Source organism: Acinetobacter sp. GW821-FHT01E09 (genome assembly GCF_059422385.1).
This window is the reverse complement of record NZ_JBWKWU010000001.1, coordinates 937,579-952,922: the sequence shown is the minus strand read 5'-3', so window position 1 is coordinate 952,922 and position 15,344 is coordinate 937,579. Positions and strand designations below refer to the sequence as shown.

At 37.9% G+C, this 15,344-nt stretch carries 14 protein-coding genes; 10 read left to right on the top strand and 4 right to left on the bottom strand.

Annotated features, from left to right (window positions below; all coding sequences use genetic code 11):
• Positions 1-26 precede the first annotated feature (26 nt).
• The 4 genes from minC to AC07U8_RS04335 all read left to right on the top strand — a co-directional run bounded on the left by minC (position 27) and on the right by AC07U8_RS04335 (position 2,410).
• The gene (gene minC / locus AC07U8_RS04350) at positions 27-746 is read left to right on the top strand and encodes a septum site-determining protein MinC (protein WP_004819387.1); all 720 of its coding nucleotides are present in this window, start codon (positions 27-29) and stop codon (positions 744-746) included.
• 66 nt (positions 747-812) lie between these two features.
• On the top strand, positions 813-1,625 hold the full coding sequence (gene minD / locus AC07U8_RS04345) for a septum site-determining protein MinD (RefSeq protein WP_004722761.1): 813 nt from the start codon (positions 813-815) through the stop codon (positions 1,623-1,625).
• A 2-nt stretch (positions 1,626-1,627) separates the two neighbouring features.
• Complete coding sequence (gene minE, locus AC07U8_RS04340) at positions 1,628-1,900, top strand: cell division topological specificity factor MinE (RefSeq protein WP_004722763.1); 273 nt, start codon at positions 1,628-1,630, stop codon at positions 1,898-1,900.
• Positions 1,901-2,122: 222 nt separating this feature from the next.
• Positions 2,123-2,410: a PA4642 family protein gene (locus AC07U8_RS04335; protein ID WP_004722766.1), complete on the top strand. Its 288-nt coding sequence runs from the start codon at positions 2,123-2,125 to the stop codon at positions 2,408-2,410.
• Between the two features lie 356 nt (positions 2,411-2,766).
• On the opposite strand, the gene AC07U8_RS04330 is transcribed toward AC07U8_RS04335, so the two are convergent.
• The gene (locus tag AC07U8_RS04330) at positions 2,767-4,371 is read right to left on the bottom strand and encodes an isocitrate lyase (protein ID WP_004722767.1); all 1,605 of its coding nucleotides are present in this window, start codon (positions 4,369-4,371) and stop codon (positions 2,767-2,769) included.
• A 625-nt stretch (positions 4,372-4,996) separates the two neighbouring features.
• On the opposite strand from AC07U8_RS04330, the gene AC07U8_RS04325 reads away from it, so the two are divergent.
• From AC07U8_RS04325 to AC07U8_RS04315, 3 genes are all read left to right on the top strand, one after another.
• Entirely contained in the window at positions 4,997-5,986 is a 990-nt protein-coding gene (locus tag AC07U8_RS04325; RefSeq protein ID WP_004722769.1) for a LysR family transcriptional regulator, read from the top strand.
• A gap of 128 nt (positions 5,987-6,114) precedes the next feature.
• On the top strand, positions 6,115-7,443 hold the full coding sequence (gene paeA / locus AC07U8_RS04320) for a polyamine export protein PaeA (RefSeq protein WP_034610998.1): 1,329 nt from the start codon (positions 6,115-6,117) through the stop codon (positions 7,441-7,443).
• A 395-nt stretch (positions 7,444-7,838) separates the two neighbouring features.
• Positions 7,839-9,179, top strand: a complete 1,341-nt coding sequence (locus AC07U8_RS04315; protein ID WP_494737391.1) for a CitMHS family transporter — start codon at positions 7,839-7,841, stop codon at positions 9,177-9,179.
• 100 nt (positions 9,180-9,279) lie between these two features.
• Here AC07U8_RS04315 and AC07U8_RS04310 read toward each other — a convergent pair whose 3' ends face one another.
• Positions 9,280-9,780: a hypothetical protein gene (locus AC07U8_RS04310; protein WP_004819381.1), complete on the bottom strand. Its 501-nt coding sequence runs from the start codon at positions 9,778-9,780 to the stop codon at positions 9,280-9,282.
• Positions 9,781-10,289: 509 nt separating this feature from the next.
• Here AC07U8_RS04310 and AC07U8_RS04305 point away from each other — a divergent pair.
• Positions 10,290-11,300 carry a zinc-binding alcohol dehydrogenase family protein gene (locus AC07U8_RS04305; protein WP_494737390.1) on the top strand — a complete coding sequence of 337 codons (1,011 nt, stop codon included), beginning with the start codon at positions 10,290-10,292 and terminating at the stop codon, positions 11,298-11,300.
• A 105-nt stretch (positions 11,301-11,405) separates the two neighbouring features.
• Here the strand turns inward: AC07U8_RS04305 and AC07U8_RS04300 are convergent, their stop codons facing one another.
• Positions 11,406-12,398: an NAD(P)H-quinone oxidoreductase gene (locus tag AC07U8_RS04300; protein WP_494737389.1), complete on the bottom strand. Its 993-nt coding sequence runs from the start codon at positions 12,396-12,398 to the stop codon at positions 11,406-11,408.
• Positions 12,399-12,742: 344 nt separating this feature from the next.
• Here AC07U8_RS04300 and AC07U8_RS04295 point away from each other — a divergent pair, with 344 nt between their 5' ends.
• Both AC07U8_RS04295 and AC07U8_RS04290 read left to right on the top strand, forming a co-directional pair.
• Positions 12,743-14,230 (top strand): long-chain fatty acid transporter, encoded by a 1,488-nt coding sequence (locus AC07U8_RS04295; protein ID WP_494738578.1) that lies wholly within the window; start codon positions 12,743-12,745, stop codon positions 14,228-14,230.
• A gap of 179 nt (positions 14,231-14,409) precedes the next feature.
• Positions 14,410-14,958: a DUF2239 family protein gene (locus tag AC07U8_RS04290; RefSeq protein WP_315074666.1), complete on the top strand. Its 549-nt coding sequence runs from the start codon at positions 14,410-14,412 to the stop codon at positions 14,956-14,958.
• A 93-nt stretch (positions 14,959-15,051) separates the two neighbouring features.
• On the opposite strand, the gene AC07U8_RS04285 is transcribed toward AC07U8_RS04290, so the two are convergent.
• On the bottom strand, positions 15,052-15,234 hold the full coding sequence (locus tag AC07U8_RS04285) for a hypothetical protein (protein ID WP_315074668.1): 183 nt from the start codon (positions 15,232-15,234) through the stop codon (positions 15,052-15,054).
• Positions 15,235-15,344 lie beyond the last annotated feature (110 nt).

Sequence of the window (15,344 nt, the reverse complement as noted above, 5' to 3'; positions counted from 1 at the left end):
GGTCACACGCCTTTTAAGGAATAATTATGGCTGATATACGGATTACAGGCAGAATGGTTAATTTTACCCGATTAACCTTCGATACTAATGATCATGATGCCATCCGCCAGCAATTAACTTCAATGATGAGTGAAACCTCTTATCAAGGGGCTTTGGTCATTATTGATACTACAGTTGAACAAGAGCTTATTGCCCTGATTCAACTCATTATCAGTCTAGATTTACAGCCTATGGCTGTGATTGATGGTTTATTGGGTGATCAAGCACGTGCAATTCAATTCCCAGTCTTGCCTGCCGATCGTCCATTGCAACGGATTAAACCGACGAAAGAACAAGTGGTTGAAACTCCAGTAAAAGCACCCGCTGTAGCAACACCAAATGCAAGCGTAGATGCGCCTAAAACATTGAGTCATGTAACCTCATATCATGATGAAATTTTAAGAACTGGACAATGTCTGGTTCAAGATCATGGGGACATCATACTGAATGCTGGTATTAACAGTGGTTCGGAAGTGATTGCTTCAGGAAATATACATATCTATGGCAGTGTTCGTGGTAGAGTCATTGCAGGTGCAGGTGGTAACACCATTGCAAGAATTTTTTGTCATTCACTAGAAGCCGAATTGGTTTCTATTGCAGGAACATATTGTGTGGCAGATGACATTCCTCAAGATGTCATTAAAAAGGCTGTACATATTTACTTGAATGACCAGCAAGAGCTAGTGTTTGAAGCTTTGCAATTTTAAGGTATAAATTAACACCATATAAAACTCGTTTAATCGGGTAAAATGACCATAACAGGAGTGGATTCGGTGGCCAAAATTGTTGTCGTTACATCAGGCAAAGGTGGCGTAGGTAAAACTACGACGAGTGCATCTTTTGCAACAGGATTAGCCCTACGTGGTCATAAAACTGTTGTGATTGATTTCGATGTGGGTTTGCGTAATTTAGATTTGATCATGGGCTGTGAACGCCGCGTGGTGTATGATTTTGTTAATGTCATTAATAACGAAGCACGCTTACAACAAGCATTGATTCGTGATAAAGATATTGAAAATCTATATATTTTACCTGCATCACAAACCCGTGATAAAGATGCGTTGAGCGATGATGGTGTTGCTCGTGTAATCGATGAGCTTTCGCAAGAGTTCGATTATATTATTTGTGACTCACCTGCGGGGATTGAGCGTGGCGCGATTTTAGCCATGTATCATGCAGATGAAGCAATTATTGTAACAAACCCAGAAATCTCTTCTGTTCGAGATTCAGACCGTATTATTGGTATGCTCGACAGCAAGACGAAAAAAGTAGAAAACAACGAAGGGCGTGTTCGTAAGCATTTATGTATTACGCGTTTTAACCCTGAACGTGCCGATAAACAAGAAATGTTGACCATTGATGATATCTCAAAAGATATCTTACGTGTACCAACTTTAGGCGTCATTCCAGAGTGCCCTAGCGTACTTCAGGCATCGAATGAAGGTAAACCTGTCATTCTTTACCAAGAAGCATCTGCTGGGCAAGCATATGATGATTTAGTTGCGCGTTTCTTGGGTGAGGAACGTCCTTATCGACATATTACAGTGAAACCTAAGGGTTGGTTAGCACGGTTATTTGGAGCGTAGAAATGGCAGGATTTTGGAGTAAACTTTTTAGCAATGATGACAAACCATCTAGCGCCCAAACTGCTAAAGATCGCTTAAAAGTTATTGTTGCTTCTGAAAACGGTTTGGGCAAACGTTTAAGCCAAGACAAGATTGACCAAATGAAGAAAGAAATCATGCAAGTGGTTAATCGTTATGTCCGTGGTGTAGATGAACAGCATATTCAGATGCAAGTTCGTTCTGAAGCCAACATTGAAATGTTGGAAATGAATATCAATTTACCTGAAGAACGATAATTTCATTATTGATTAGTCAAGTGAATTGATTCAGGGCAAAATATAGGGCAGAGTCAAAAAGCATTGCTTTTACTCATGCAATATATTTTGCCCTTTTTATTTTAGATTTTTTTCAGCTAAATATTGTATTTATCCTTATTAAACAAAAGCTCAGTAAGGTTTATATAATGCTGCAAATCAATCATTTGATTTAGAATTATTTTATTTTGAGGAGATGCTGTTATGGCACTTTCACAGCCAGCAACGTTCAATGAAGAATGGTCAGACGAGCGTGTATTTGCCTACTTAGATCAACTTCCTCCTGAAGGTACCAATACAGATTTTCATGTACTTTATCATGCATTTAAACATATGCGCCCATTTGACTATGAACGCTTGTTGACCAAGTTTGTTGCTGATGGCCGCGACATCAATGCAACCAATCCTGAAGGTCAACGTATTCATGATGTGATCGCAGAATATCCGCGTCAAAAAGAAGGTTTCTTAGACGTATTGGCTAAGTTTGCTTAACGACTAAAATACGCGAATAACACGATACAACTCAATATTGTTAATCAATAAATGCCTGATGAATTTCATTGGGCATTTTTATTTTATATAGCCCTCTTTTTCTCAATGTATATCTCAAGGCTCTCTAACGTAGAGTCATCACTATTGAATACAATCATTTAAATACTTAACACATCAACATGAATAAACTTTTCTAAAATCCGCTATTTGATTCAGCCTTTAACGATGTTTTAACATCATCCAATCTCGATTTAATTCAAACAACAATATGCTGTGTAAACTAAATCCTACAGTTAACTTATCAGCTGCCATAAAAAAACCCAGCTTACGCTGGGTTCTTCGAATCAAGTCAGTGCTTAGTGAGCAGCGAATTGGTTCATTGTGTTTTTAGCATCGTCATGCGCTTTAAGTGCATTGTCACCAGAGAAGATTTCTTTGTGATCATCACCGATGTCAGAACCCGCCATTGCTTGGTGTTTAACACAAGCGATACCACCACGGATTTCTTTACGTTGTACGCCAGCAACATAAGCCAACATACCTTCAGTACCGAAGTAACCTTGTGCAAGCTCATGAGTAGAAAGCGCAGCAGTATGGTAAGTCGGAAGTGTAATCAAGTGATGGAATACACCAGCTTCACGAGAAGCATCTGCTTGGAATGTACGGATTTTCGAGTCAGCATCAGCAGCCAATTCAGAAGCATCGTACTCAGCGCTCATTAATTTAGCACGGTCATAAGCAGAAACGTCTTTACCTTCAGCAACCCAACGATCGTAAGCTTGTTGACGGAAGTTTAAAGTCCAGTTGAATGATGGGCTGTTGTTATAAACAAGCTTCGCATTTGGAACTGTTTCACGTACACGGTTAACCATGTGTGCAATTTCTTCAACGTTTGGAGTCGCAGTTTCGATCCAAAGAAGATCTGCACCGTTTTGTAAGCTAGACACACAGTCAAGTACAACACGGTCAATTTGAGTACCTTCACGGAACTGATATAAGCCAGAAGCTAAACGCTTAGGACGGTGTAATTTACCATCACGTTTAATCAAGATTTCATCTTCTTGAGCATCAGCAATATCAATTTCAGTTGTGTCTAAGTAGCTGATATATTGAGAAGCAATATCACCTGGCTCTTTAACCACTGGGATTTTTTGAGTCAAGTCAGCGCCTTCAGAGTCAGTACGCGCAACGATGATACCGTCATCAAGACCCATTTCTAAGAATGCATAACGTAATGCATGGATTTTAGAGATAAAGTCTTCATGTGGAACAGTTACTTTACCAGCTTGGTGACCACATTGTTTAGCATCAGATACTTGGTTTTCGATTTGTAGTGCACAAGCACCAGCTTCAATCATCTTACGTGCAAGTAAATAAGTCGCTTCTTCGTTACCGAAACCAGCATCGATGTCCGCAATAATTGGCACAACGTGAGTTTGGAAACCGTCGATTTGAGCAGTGATTTCAGCAGCTTTAGCAGTATCACCAGCTTCGTTTGCTTTTTTAAGCGCACGGAATAAATCGTTAAGTTCTTTCGCATCAGCTTGACGTAAGAATGTATAGATTTCAGCGATTAAAGCAGGTACAGAAGTTTTTTCGTGCATAGATTGGTCAGGAAGTGGACCGAATTCTGAACGAAGTGCAGCAACCATCCAACCAGAAAGGTAGATATAACGTTTGCTTGTAGTACCGAAATATTTTTTGTTCGCAATCATTTTTTGTTGTGCAATGAAACCATGCCAGCAACCTAAAGATTGAGTGTATTTGCTAGAGTCAGCATCATATTCAGCCATATCACGACGCATGATCGCAGCTGTATATTTAGCGATATCTAAACCAGTTTTGAATTGGTTTTGCATTTGCATACGCGCAGCATCTTCTGGGCTAATATCGCGCCATGTGCTTCCGAATTTTGCTTTTAATTCACGGATTGCATCAATCGCTGTTTGGTATGTAGTCATGATATGTTCCTGTAATAATATTAGGATTTCATCAATCGAAGAGCTAAATCCACTCGGTATTTGTTTGTACAGATTTAGAACACTTCGTTGTTATGGTCTTAGCTTAGATTGACTCCTCAAATTAATCCAATATTCTGAGTTAATTTTCAGTATTTATTTAAAAAATATGTAGATCAAAGTCGTATTATAATTATATAAGAAATCTCTAAACCTTTAATTTATAAAATCTTATACAAAACCCACTCATCTATTTTTTGCTTAAATAGCAGACAATTTACTGATTTCATCACTATTAGACTTAAGTCTGAGCTTGTAACAAAAAAACCAGGACTGGATTTTTTTGATATAAAAATACCCTGAATGATCAAGAATTGCTCAAAGCATAATCGGCTGATTCATCGATTGATAAACAATGTTGTTGCTCAAAAATCTGATTGCCTTGATGTATAATGGGCAGATTAGGATTTATTCAAACATGCATCTCAATTTAAAACCAAGACAATAAATCTTGATGCTTCTATAACAATAAATCGCCTGCTGTTTTTTTATCTACTTTTTACACAAAAGCATTTCCTTATGGCATAATCCCCTGTGATTTCTAAATTTTATTTTCGGTATTTTTTTTATGAATCTGGAGCGGGTCGATCTCAACCTCTTAATTTACCTTGACGTTCTTTTACGTGAAAAAAATGTGACTCGCGCTGCTGAACAGCTTGGTGTTACCCAACCCGCAATGAGTAATATTTTACGTCGTCTTCGTAATTTATTTAATGACCCTCTTTTAATCCGTTCTTCTGAAGGTATGACACCAACAGAACGTGCTTTAGAATTACAACCCCGCATCCGTGACGCATTGTCTGATTTATCGATGATTTTGGAACCTCGTACTGAGTTCCGACCTTATACTTCAAACCGTGTATTCCGTATTATGACCTCTGATTATGCCGAAGCGACACTTGTTCCTCGTCTAGTCAAAGCGTTGCGCTCAGAAGCACCGAATGTTGTACTCGACTTTTTAACACCAAGTGACGTGTCATATCGTGACATGGAACAAGGTAAAGTTGATTTAGCAATTAACCGTTTTAATGAAATCCCACAAAGCTTTCACCAAGTTTTAGTATGGCGTGACAGTTTCTCTTGCCTACTCAATAACAAACATCCTGCTTCGAGTAATTTAAATCTTAAAAGTTATTTAGATGCGCAACATATCTGGGTATCAAAAACAGGTATGGGGGTCGGTTTTGGTGTGAATCCTGAGAAACAAGCAGGATTGGGTTGGATTGATCAAGCTTTAGAGCGAATTGGTCAAAAGCGTAAAATTTCAGTCTTTACTCGTCATTATCAAATGCCAGCATTGTTGGCTTCAAATGTCGATTTGATTGCAACATTACCAACCCGTATCGCCCGTTTACAAGCCAAAAGCCAAAATTTACTCATTAAAGATCCGCCTTTTTATATTCCTGAATTTGAATTAAAAATGGCATGGTGCCCGTTACTTCATCATCATCCTGCACATCGTTGGTTACGCCAATTGATTCTTTATGTTGCACGTCAAATGATTGAAGAAGAAAATCGTGAATTTATGCAAAATAATTCGCATTTTTCTCAATATTAATAGGAATTTTCTTAAATTCTTATCATTTCAAGCTTATACTAATTCCAGATCGGTAGTGTGTTACTCACTACCACCCCCTTTTATGTGTTAAAAATATCTCATAATAATGATGATCCATAGGTGGATTCGTGAGCCTGTTCCAGAATATCCTAATCATCGCTGTCCTCATCGCAGGAGCTGGTTTTTTATCTTTAACTGAAATCGCCCTTGCAGGTGCGCGTAAAGTTAAACTCAAAATTCTTGCCGAATCTGGCGATGAGCGAGCACAAAAAGTCCTAGACTTACAGCAAAACTCTGCCGATTTCTTTGCCGCATCCCAAATTGGTTTAAATGCTGTTGCTATTCTTGGCGGTATTTTAGGTGAAGGTGCCTTTCGCCCTTATTTTCTTGAATTTGTCTCGCGTTTCTATGTCGGAAATTGGACGGAAACCATTAGCTTTGTCCTCTCATTTACTTTAGTCACTTCACTGTTTATTCTTTTTGCCGATTTAATGCCAAAACGTATGGCAATGATTGCACCGGAAAAAATTGCGGTTTCAGTCATTAATCCCATCCAGATCTTTATCGTGGTTTGTAAACCCTTAGCTTGGTTTATCAATGCGGTGGCTAATTTGTTGTTCCGCTTGTTTAAAGTCAATACAACACGTGAAGACAACATTACCTTTGATGATATTTCAGCGGTGATGGATGCAGGTGCTCAGGCAGGTGTTTTACAAAAGCAAGAACATCACTTTATTGAAAATGTATTTGAACTTGAGGAACGTAATGTTCCATCTAGTATGACCCCACGTGAAAACGTGGTGTTTTTTACGTTAAAAGAGCCTGAAGAAAGTATCCGCCAAAAGCTAGCTGAATACCCTTATTCAAAGTTCCTGGTTTGTAACGAAACCATTGACCAAGTGATTGGCTATGTAGATGCCAAAGATATTTTGGTACGGATTCTGAATAATCAAAAAATTAATCAGCTGCACGAATCAACTATTCGTACAGTATTAACCATTCCTGACTCATTGACCCTTTCTGAACTTCTTGACCGCTTCCGCTCAAGCAAAGAAAAATTTGCGGTGGTATTTAATGAATATGCACTTGTGGTTGGTGTTATTACCCTGTCAGATATCATGATCACTGTGATGGGCGACTGGGTTACACCAATGGATGAAGAGCTACAAATCATTAAACGGGATAACAACTCATGGTTGATCGATGGGAGTACTCCAATCGAAGACATGAAGCATGCCTTAGCCATTGATGAAATGCCAGATGAAGAAAACTATGAAACACTGGCGGGTTTTATGATGTATCAGTTAAGAAAAATTCCCAAACCAGCTGACACAGTAATTTTTGGTGGTTATAAATTTGAAGTGGTCGATGTAGATCATTTTAAAATTGACCAGCTACTAGTCACTCGATTACTTGAAAAAGCAGAACCATCGAGCTCAGAAGATTCTTCACAGTAAGTTTCTTTAGCGTATTTAAAGCTTAGCAATCACCTTGCTAAGCTTTTTTTATGCAAAGTAGTGCTTCAATATTAAAACTTCCAGAGCGTCTTTGATTAGATTATGCGCTTTTGATTTATAAATTTTAAAAATATGAAAATTAACATGAACTCAATTCCTAAAAACCAAAAATATAATAAACATATAAATCAACAATATATAATTTATAACCATTTTGGTGCAAAAATAATATTCATTTTTAAATATCTGTTTTGAATACTCTATTTATTTAAAAAATAGTGCTGAATTCAGTATTTCTACAAGGATATTTTAATTTAATCAAATAACTATTAGCATGCTTCTGCTTAAAAAACTAAAAGACTTCTGTTAAAAAAGTCTCATTCAAGGATCGAACTATGCTAACCGTATTAGGTTTGGGCATGATTTTGTGCTTTATGTACTTAATCATGTCTAGACGAATGACTGCGCTTGCAGCACTCACACTTATTCCAATTTTATTTGCATTAATCGCTTACGGTCTTAGCTTCTATTTCGACAGCCTTGGGCATTTAGAAATCAAACAGCTCGGTGAAATGATGCTTGATGGGGTGAAAAAACTTGCACCAACAGGCGTAATGCTACTTTTTGCAATTCTCTATTTTGCCATCATGATTGACACGGGATTGTTTGATCCTTCTGTAAAGTTCATCTTAAAGCTGGTCAAAGGTGATCCCCTTAAAGTCGTTATTGGTACTATTACCCTGACACTCATCGTCTCTCTTGATGGTGATGGTTCAACCACCTACATGATTTGTGTGGCAGCAATGCTTCCGCTCTATAAAAAATTAGGTATGAGCCCGCTGATTATGGCGTGTTTAATGATGCTGGCAAGCGGAATCATGAACCTTACCCCTTGGGGTGGACCAACGGCACGTGCTGCAAGTGCGCTGCATGTAGAGGCGAGTGAAATCTTTGTGCCTATGGTTTTACCAATGCTGGCTGCAATTCTTTGGCTCTATTTTGTAGGTTTTATGTATGGTCGCATGGAACGTAAACGCTTAGGTATTATTGAACTTGATGTTAGTCATGGTGATGACATTCAAATTTCAACGAACCCGGAAGCAAATCGTGCACACTTAAGATGGTTCAATGGCTTATTAACCGTTGTACTGATGATCTGTTTGGTGAAAGGTGTGTTGCCTTTACCGATCTTATTTATGATCGCGCTTTGTATTGCATTGGTGGTGAACTATAAAGACGTCGATATGCAAAAATCTTTGGTTGCTCATCATGCAGGTAGTGCCCTAAACGTTGTGGGTATTATTTTTGCCGCAGGGATTTTTACAGGGATTCTTTCAGGGACAGGCATGGTTGATGCAATGTCGAAAGAATTGGTGGCGATTATTCCACAAAGTATGGGGCCTTTCTTAGCACCAATTACTGCTGTGATTAGTATGCCTTTGACCTTCTTTATGTCGAATGATGCTTTCTATTATGGGGTGTTACCGATCCTTTCAGAAGCAGCAAGTCATTATGGTATTACACCTGTAGAAATGGCACGTGCTTCAATTGTCGGCCAACCTGTGCACTTACTGTCACCATTGGTTCCTTCTACCTATTTGTTATGTGGATTGGCTGGTATCGAATTTGGACAGCATCAGAAGTTCACCATTAAATGGGCGATTTTGACCTGTTTGGTAATGCTGGTTGCAGCCATGCTGCTCGGTGTATTCCCACTTTATTCAACACTCCACTAATAGACAAAAGCCGATATTTATATCGGCTTTTTTTCATTTTAAATAGATTATTTTCATCATCATCTATTTAAAATAATGATTTATTTACAATCAAATCCAATTAAGGATGAATCAAGACATCGAGCAACGCTTGATAATGAATTGAAATGTCATCTTCTAAAATTTTATAGGCACTATCGAACTGCACCATTGGCCAGCCTTCTTTCCAGAAAGGAAAAATATTATGCAGGTCACGCGTCACGGTGGCATCTTCACGAATAATCGCTTGAGCAACTTGCGATAGCACTTGAGCAGTTTCTGCACCATCAATGGCTAAATAATCGATACCTTTTGCTTTTAAAATACGAACACGATCTTTCTTATAACGAATTTTCTTGGCTTGCGCTTCATTTAAATTTAAAGCCAAAGTCACTGCTTCAACAAGTTTGTCTTCAAAGCTTTGATGTAAAGCAACCAATGCCTGTTTATGTGCTTCTTGACGCCCTGCTTTTCCACCATCACGAATGATTTTTTGTGCTTCAACATTCAGTTCATCCGATTTCATCGACTGAAGAATGTCTAAAATTTCAATATCACTTAATGAAGCAGAAGAATCTGTCATGGGAGTCCTAAAACAAAAATAAATAGAAACTCTATTTTCGCACAATTTTAAAATTAAGTCAGAGATAATGTTACTCTACTGCGATGTATCTCTGCCTGATCAAATAATAATAAAGGATGATAATTTAATGTCTGTTTTAGCCCTACTCGCTTGTACCAGTTTTTATTCCGCTTTGTATCCATCAATTTTTATTTTGCTCAACAACCACGACCTCTGTGCCTTGTGCTGGCAGTGATTTTATTCGTATTTGCTTACCGAATTACCCCTGCGGCTGATCAAAAGGAACGACAAACATTTAATCGCACCTTGAATCATGGAAATTGGCTGACTTTGCCGCTTTACACATGCTGGCAATTGTTTATCTTGCCTATACGCTTACTACTGTCCAAATTTTTTGATTAAGACCATTCGATAAAATCCTATCAATAAGCATAAACTGACAATTTTTTGCTTTCTTAATTGAGATTTTTTTGCTATTGATTTGATATGCCAATAAAAAGTGAAACCTTATGAAAGCTGTTGCTTATAATAAACCATTCGCAATCTCAGAAGCCAATGTTTTTTCCGAAATCGAAATCGAACAGCCAGTTGCAACAGGTCATGACTTACTGATTGAGGTCAAAGCCATTTCAATCAATCCAGTCGATATCAAAATGCGACAGCGTACTTCGCCAGACAATGATACTTGGAAAATTTTGGGTCATGATGCGGTTGGGACCGTGAAAGCAGTCGGAGAAAAAGTTCAAAATTTTAAAGTGGGTGATGAAGTTTTTTATGCGGGTTCAAATCAAAGACAAGGTTCTTATGCTGAATTCCAATTGGTCGATGAACGTATCGTTGGACTAAAACCTAAATCATTGAGTGATGCAGAAGCCGCAGCCTTACCATTAACGTCGCTCACCGCATATGAAATGTTATTTGACCGTTTAAAAATCCAAGACACCAAAGTTGAAAAACCTGTGATTTTAGTCATTGGCGCTGCAGGCGGTGTAGGATCTATTACGGTTCAATTGTTAAAAGTACTGACTGAATTTACTGTTATTGCCACAGCTTCCCGCCCTGAATCTAAAGCATGGCTGACTGAAATTGGCGCAGATTATATTGTGGATCATAGCCAACCATTAGAACAGCAAATCCTAGACTTGAATATTGGGCTACCTCATTATATTTTTTCAATTAATGGTACAGGGCGATATACACAAGCGATTGCCAATTTGATTGCACCCCAAGGCCATTTTGGTTTAATTGATGATCCTGAAAACTTTATCATTAACCCGTTTAAAGTTAAGTCTGTTTCTGTACATTGGGAATCGATGTTTACTCGCTCTACATTCCAAACCAAAGATCTTAGCCGACAAGGTGATATTTTAAATAAAGTTTCAAAATTAGTTGATGACCAAAGAATCAAAACCACTTTGGGACAAAACCTAGGCAAAATCAATGTTGAGCATATAACCCAAGCACATACGCTGATTGAGTCAGGTAAAAGTATTGGTAAGATCGTATTAGCAGGCTTTTAATCGCTGGTTTTTAATGGCGACTTCATCTATATGAATTAGATTGAAGTCGCCTTACACATTCATAAACAATGGCAAATGTTTAAAGCTTTGTATAACAACGCGATCTTAAATCACTTCCACCACAACTTTACCAATATGCTCACCTGTATCCATACATGCATGCGCTGCTTGGATCTGATCAAACTTAAATGTTTTATAAATCATGGGTAAGCATTCGCCTTTTGCCCACAATGGAACCACATGTTCCACCAAACCTTTGGCAATTTCAGCTTTTTCAGCAGTTGTACGCGCACGCATAGTTGAACCAGTAATAGTGAGACGTTTCATCATAATCTGCCCCAATTTTACCTCTTTGGCCTTTGCACCACCCAAAAATGCGATATAAACCAAACGCCCATCTCTACGGAGTAGGTTTAGATTTTGATCTAGATAAGGCGCCCCAACCATGTCAAGAATAATATCGACACCCTCATTTTGGGTCTTTTCATGAATGACCTGTTCAAAGTCCTGAGTTTTATAATTAATCGCATCGGTCAAATGGCGAATGGCTTGAATCTTCTCATCTGAACCTACAGTTGCAAAGCTTTTCAAACCGAATGATTGCGCTAACATTAACGCGGTTGTACCAATACCACTTGAGCCACCTTGTACCAATAGTGTTTCACCTGCTTTGGCATGCGCCATTTGAAAAACATTGGCCCATACGGTAAAGAAGGTTTCAGGTATTGCTGCAGCTTGAACAAAACTTACAGCTTCTGGAATATTAATGGTTTGAGATTCTGGCACGACACAATATTCTGCATAACCACCGCCGTTGGTCAGTCCACAAACCTTATCCCCCACTGTGAATAAAGTGACATTTCCCCCCACTGCAATGACTTCTCCAGCAACTTCCAAACCGGGAACAGGTGTCACTCCTTTTGGCATAGGATATAAGCCTTGACGCTGTAAAATATCAGGTCGATTAATCCCAAATGCATGGACTTTAACCAAAACTTCATCTGCTTTGGGTTGAGGAATTTCTACCGTTTCATAAGCCAGTTTTTCTATACCACCGGGTTCTGTAATAATGACCTGTTGCATATTCTTTGTAGACATACTTTCTTTCCTATTCCATTCATTGCTTTTCATGTTTTCTGTATTTGAACATAAACCAATGCATGTGCAAATATTTCGCCACCAATGTCTACAAAATAGCGTGGGTATCCTTACAAAAATATAGTTTTCAATTGTTTATATAGCTAAAAGCTGGCTAAAACAGCTTTAAAATAAAGACTTGCATAAATGACATAAACATTTAGTCACAATGTCCAGTTTAGCACTTGATTCAAATTGTATTTTTGCTATGTTCATACCAATCATAGCGTATGTGATTAAGCTTCAATCTATAATTTGGAATAAAAATAAACTCAATAAAACATATTATCAAGGAGCTGATAATGATGAAAATCAACAAAGTACTGCTTGCGCTCTTCTCGATTTATATACCGAGTTCAGCACTCTATGCAGCAGCAATGGATAGATCAGGACAATCTATTTCTGCATTCCTTCAACCTAATCATTATTTTGAAGCAGGGATTTCAATACTAGATCCAACGGTGACGGGTAAAGAAGCAGATGTTTCAGCGACTCGTCGTAATATTCAAGATATGGGAGATGACTACTATTTTCCAAATGCAGCAATCAAATTGCAAATCGCAGACAAAGTTTCATTTGGTTTGTTATACGATCAACCCTTTGGGGCAAAAGTAAAATACGCTGGCAATAATATTTTTGTCACAGATGATAAGACAACGATACTAGATCAAAAATTACTTAATTCAATGATTGATCAAAAATTTTCTGCTTTAAGTTCGGAACAAAAAGTCGCGCTAACATTGCAAGCTCAAGGGGTTAACTTAAATTCGGCCGAAGGTCAAATCAAGTACAATCAAACGCTTAATGCATACAACACCAATGAAACGGTAAAAAACCAGATTAATACTGGCGTTAAAGCAGAGATTAGCAACCAAGTCGATGCCACTAAAGCTTATCTTGGTAAAGGTAATACATCAGCTAAAGTAGATTCAGAAAGTCTCAGTATGATTTTTGGTTATCAACCTATAAAAAATTTAAATTTATATGCAGGAGGTGTTTATCAAACCATTGAAGGAGAACTGCATTTAAGAGGTCAAGCCACCAGTGTATACAATGGTTATGATGCAACCATGAAAAAAGATAGTGGTATCGGCTGGCTCGCAGGTATTGCTTATCAAATTCCCGAAATTGCCTTCAAAACTGCTATAACCTACCTTTCTGAAATTGACCATGAAACTGCGACGACTGAAAATATCTCAAGCTTACCCGCACTGGTTAAACTTGGTGTCATTTCTGATGCTGTGGCAAATAAAATTGCCAGTAGCAAGAGTGAATCTAAAATCACCACACCTCAATCGGTGAATTTAGATTTACAAAGTGGTGTTATGAAAGACACTGTTGCTTTTGCCAATGTACGCTGGGTAAATTGGAAAAATTTTAGGATTCAGCCCGTTCAATTTGGTGCAATTTCTAAAATCGTCGGACAGCTGCCTTCTGTCGCGCAACCCAATGGTTTTGATTTATTGTCGTATTCTAAAGATCAATGGTCTGCCAATGTTGGTGTAGGACGTAAACTTACCGAGCAATGGATGGCTAATGTTTCTGTAGGCTGGGACTCTGGTGCAGGAAATCCAGTTACAGCACTTGGGCCAACTGAAGGTTATTGGAATGTGGGTATTGGTGCTCAATTTAGCCCTACAGCTCAGACCTTTATTGCTGGTGGTGTTAAATATTTTTGGTTAGGTGATGCTGAAGGGCAAATCGCTTCACAGGCAGGTAAAACAAGCTATGTTGCTGATTTTACAGATAACCATGCGCTCGCTTATGGTTTAAAAATAGGTTATCGCTTTTAATTGATTATATTTTTGACAAGTAAGCATGTAATTCTTAACGATTTACATGCTTTTTTATTGCCATTTTTAAACATCAAAAAACCATATTGATCATTTTTTGTTTGCTAATTTAATTTTACCCTGATAATATTCAAACACAAATTAGTTTTACCCAGATAAAAATATCTAAAGGTTTTAAAATGAATACTGAAAATACCTACACTGCCTTTATTGGCAATGACCGTTTAATCACTGATTCTTTGTTAAACGTGGCATTAACCATTAAGACTCAACAAAACACTTCCACACCTGTGTTGATTTTTAATGATCAAACGGGCCAAGCCATTGATGTTAATACCATCGGATCTACAGCAGATATTCAACAACGTTATGCTGAACCTGAAGCAGTTAAAAAAGTTGGACGTCCTAAATTAGGGGTAATTTCTCGTGAAATCACTTTGCAGCAAAAGCATTGGGATTGGTTAGATCAACAAAGTTCAAGTGCATCTGCCGTGATTCGAAAATTGATTGACCAAGAGTTAAATAACCCCGATTCAGCAAGTAATAAAATGTTGGTAAAACAGGCAACTGATCGTTTTATGTCAGCAATGTCAGGCAATATGCCCAATTATGAGGAAGCCACCCGTGCTTTATATCAAGGTAATCAAGCGCTGTTTTTAGAATTGATTCACGACTATCCAAACGATTTACGGGCGTATTTGATTTTAAAAACGCAACATGCTTTTTAACTACAATATTCGCAACTATATAAAAATTAAATGCGCTAAGCCTTTGGGATTAGCGCATTTTTTATAATGATCGGCACACGATTAATCATTAAATTATTTTTGTCGTTCGGACTCATCACAAGCTTGTTTTAAACGTTGCATTGCCATCGGATCCATAGGTGCCGTCATCATTGCATGATAGTTTCGGCATTCTTTGGTCGGCTCCTGTATTTTCGATTGGTTTGAGACACAGGCTGTCAATACACTTGCAATACCAATCAGGAAAAATACTTTCATAAGATGACCTACTATTAAATCTTAATTTGAATTAAAACTGAATTTTATTGCTTGTGCTGTTGCAAGTCTGTTTTGATCGCATTCCATCAATGTTAATTCTTCTTATTTTA

Excerpts from the sequence above, each read along its gene's own strand:
- AC07U8_RS04305 (WP_494737390.1), top strand. The coding sequence starts at position 10,290 with ATGAAAGCTGTTGCTTATAATAAACCATTCGCAATCTCAGAAGCCAAT.
- AC07U8_RS04290 (WP_315074666.1), top strand. The coding sequence starts at position 14,410 with ATGAATACTGAAAATACCTACACTGCCTTTATTGGCAATGACCGTTTA.
- AC07U8_RS04325 (WP_004722769.1), top strand. The coding sequence starts at position 4,997 with ATGAATCTGGAGCGGGTCGATCTCAACCTCTTAATTTACCTTGACGTT.
- AC07U8_RS04300 (WP_494737389.1), bottom strand. The coding sequence starts at position 12,398 with ATGTCTACAAAGAATATGCAACAGGTCATTATTACAGAACCCGGTGGT.
- AC07U8_RS04315 (WP_494737391.1), top strand. The coding sequence starts at position 7,839 with ATGCTAACCGTATTAGGTTTGGGCATGATTTTGTGCTTTATGTACTTA.
- minC (WP_004819387.1), top strand. The coding sequence starts at position 27 with ATGGCTGATATACGGATTACAGGCAGAATGGTTAATTTTACCCGATTA.
- AC07U8_RS04330 (WP_004722767.1), bottom strand. The coding sequence starts at position 4,371 with ATGACTACATACCAAACAGCGATTGATGCAATCCGTGAATTAAAAGCA.
- minE (WP_004722763.1), top strand. The coding sequence starts at position 1,628 with ATGGCAGGATTTTGGAGTAAACTTTTTAGCAATGATGACAAACCATCT.
- AC07U8_RS04295 (WP_494738578.1), top strand. The coding sequence starts at position 12,743 with ATGAAAATCAACAAAGTACTGCTTGCGCTCTTCTCGATTTATATACCG.
- AC07U8_RS04335 (WP_004722766.1), top strand. The coding sequence starts at position 2,123 with ATGGCACTTTCACAGCCAGCAACGTTCAATGAAGAATGGTCAGACGAG.
- AC07U8_RS04310 (WP_004819381.1), bottom strand. The coding sequence starts at position 9,780 with ATGACAGATTCTTCTGCTTCATTAAGTGATATTGAAATTTTAGACATT.
- AC07U8_RS04285 (WP_315074668.1), bottom strand. The coding sequence starts at position 15,234 with ATGAAAGTATTTTTCCTGATTGGTATTGCAAGTGTATTGACAGCCTGT.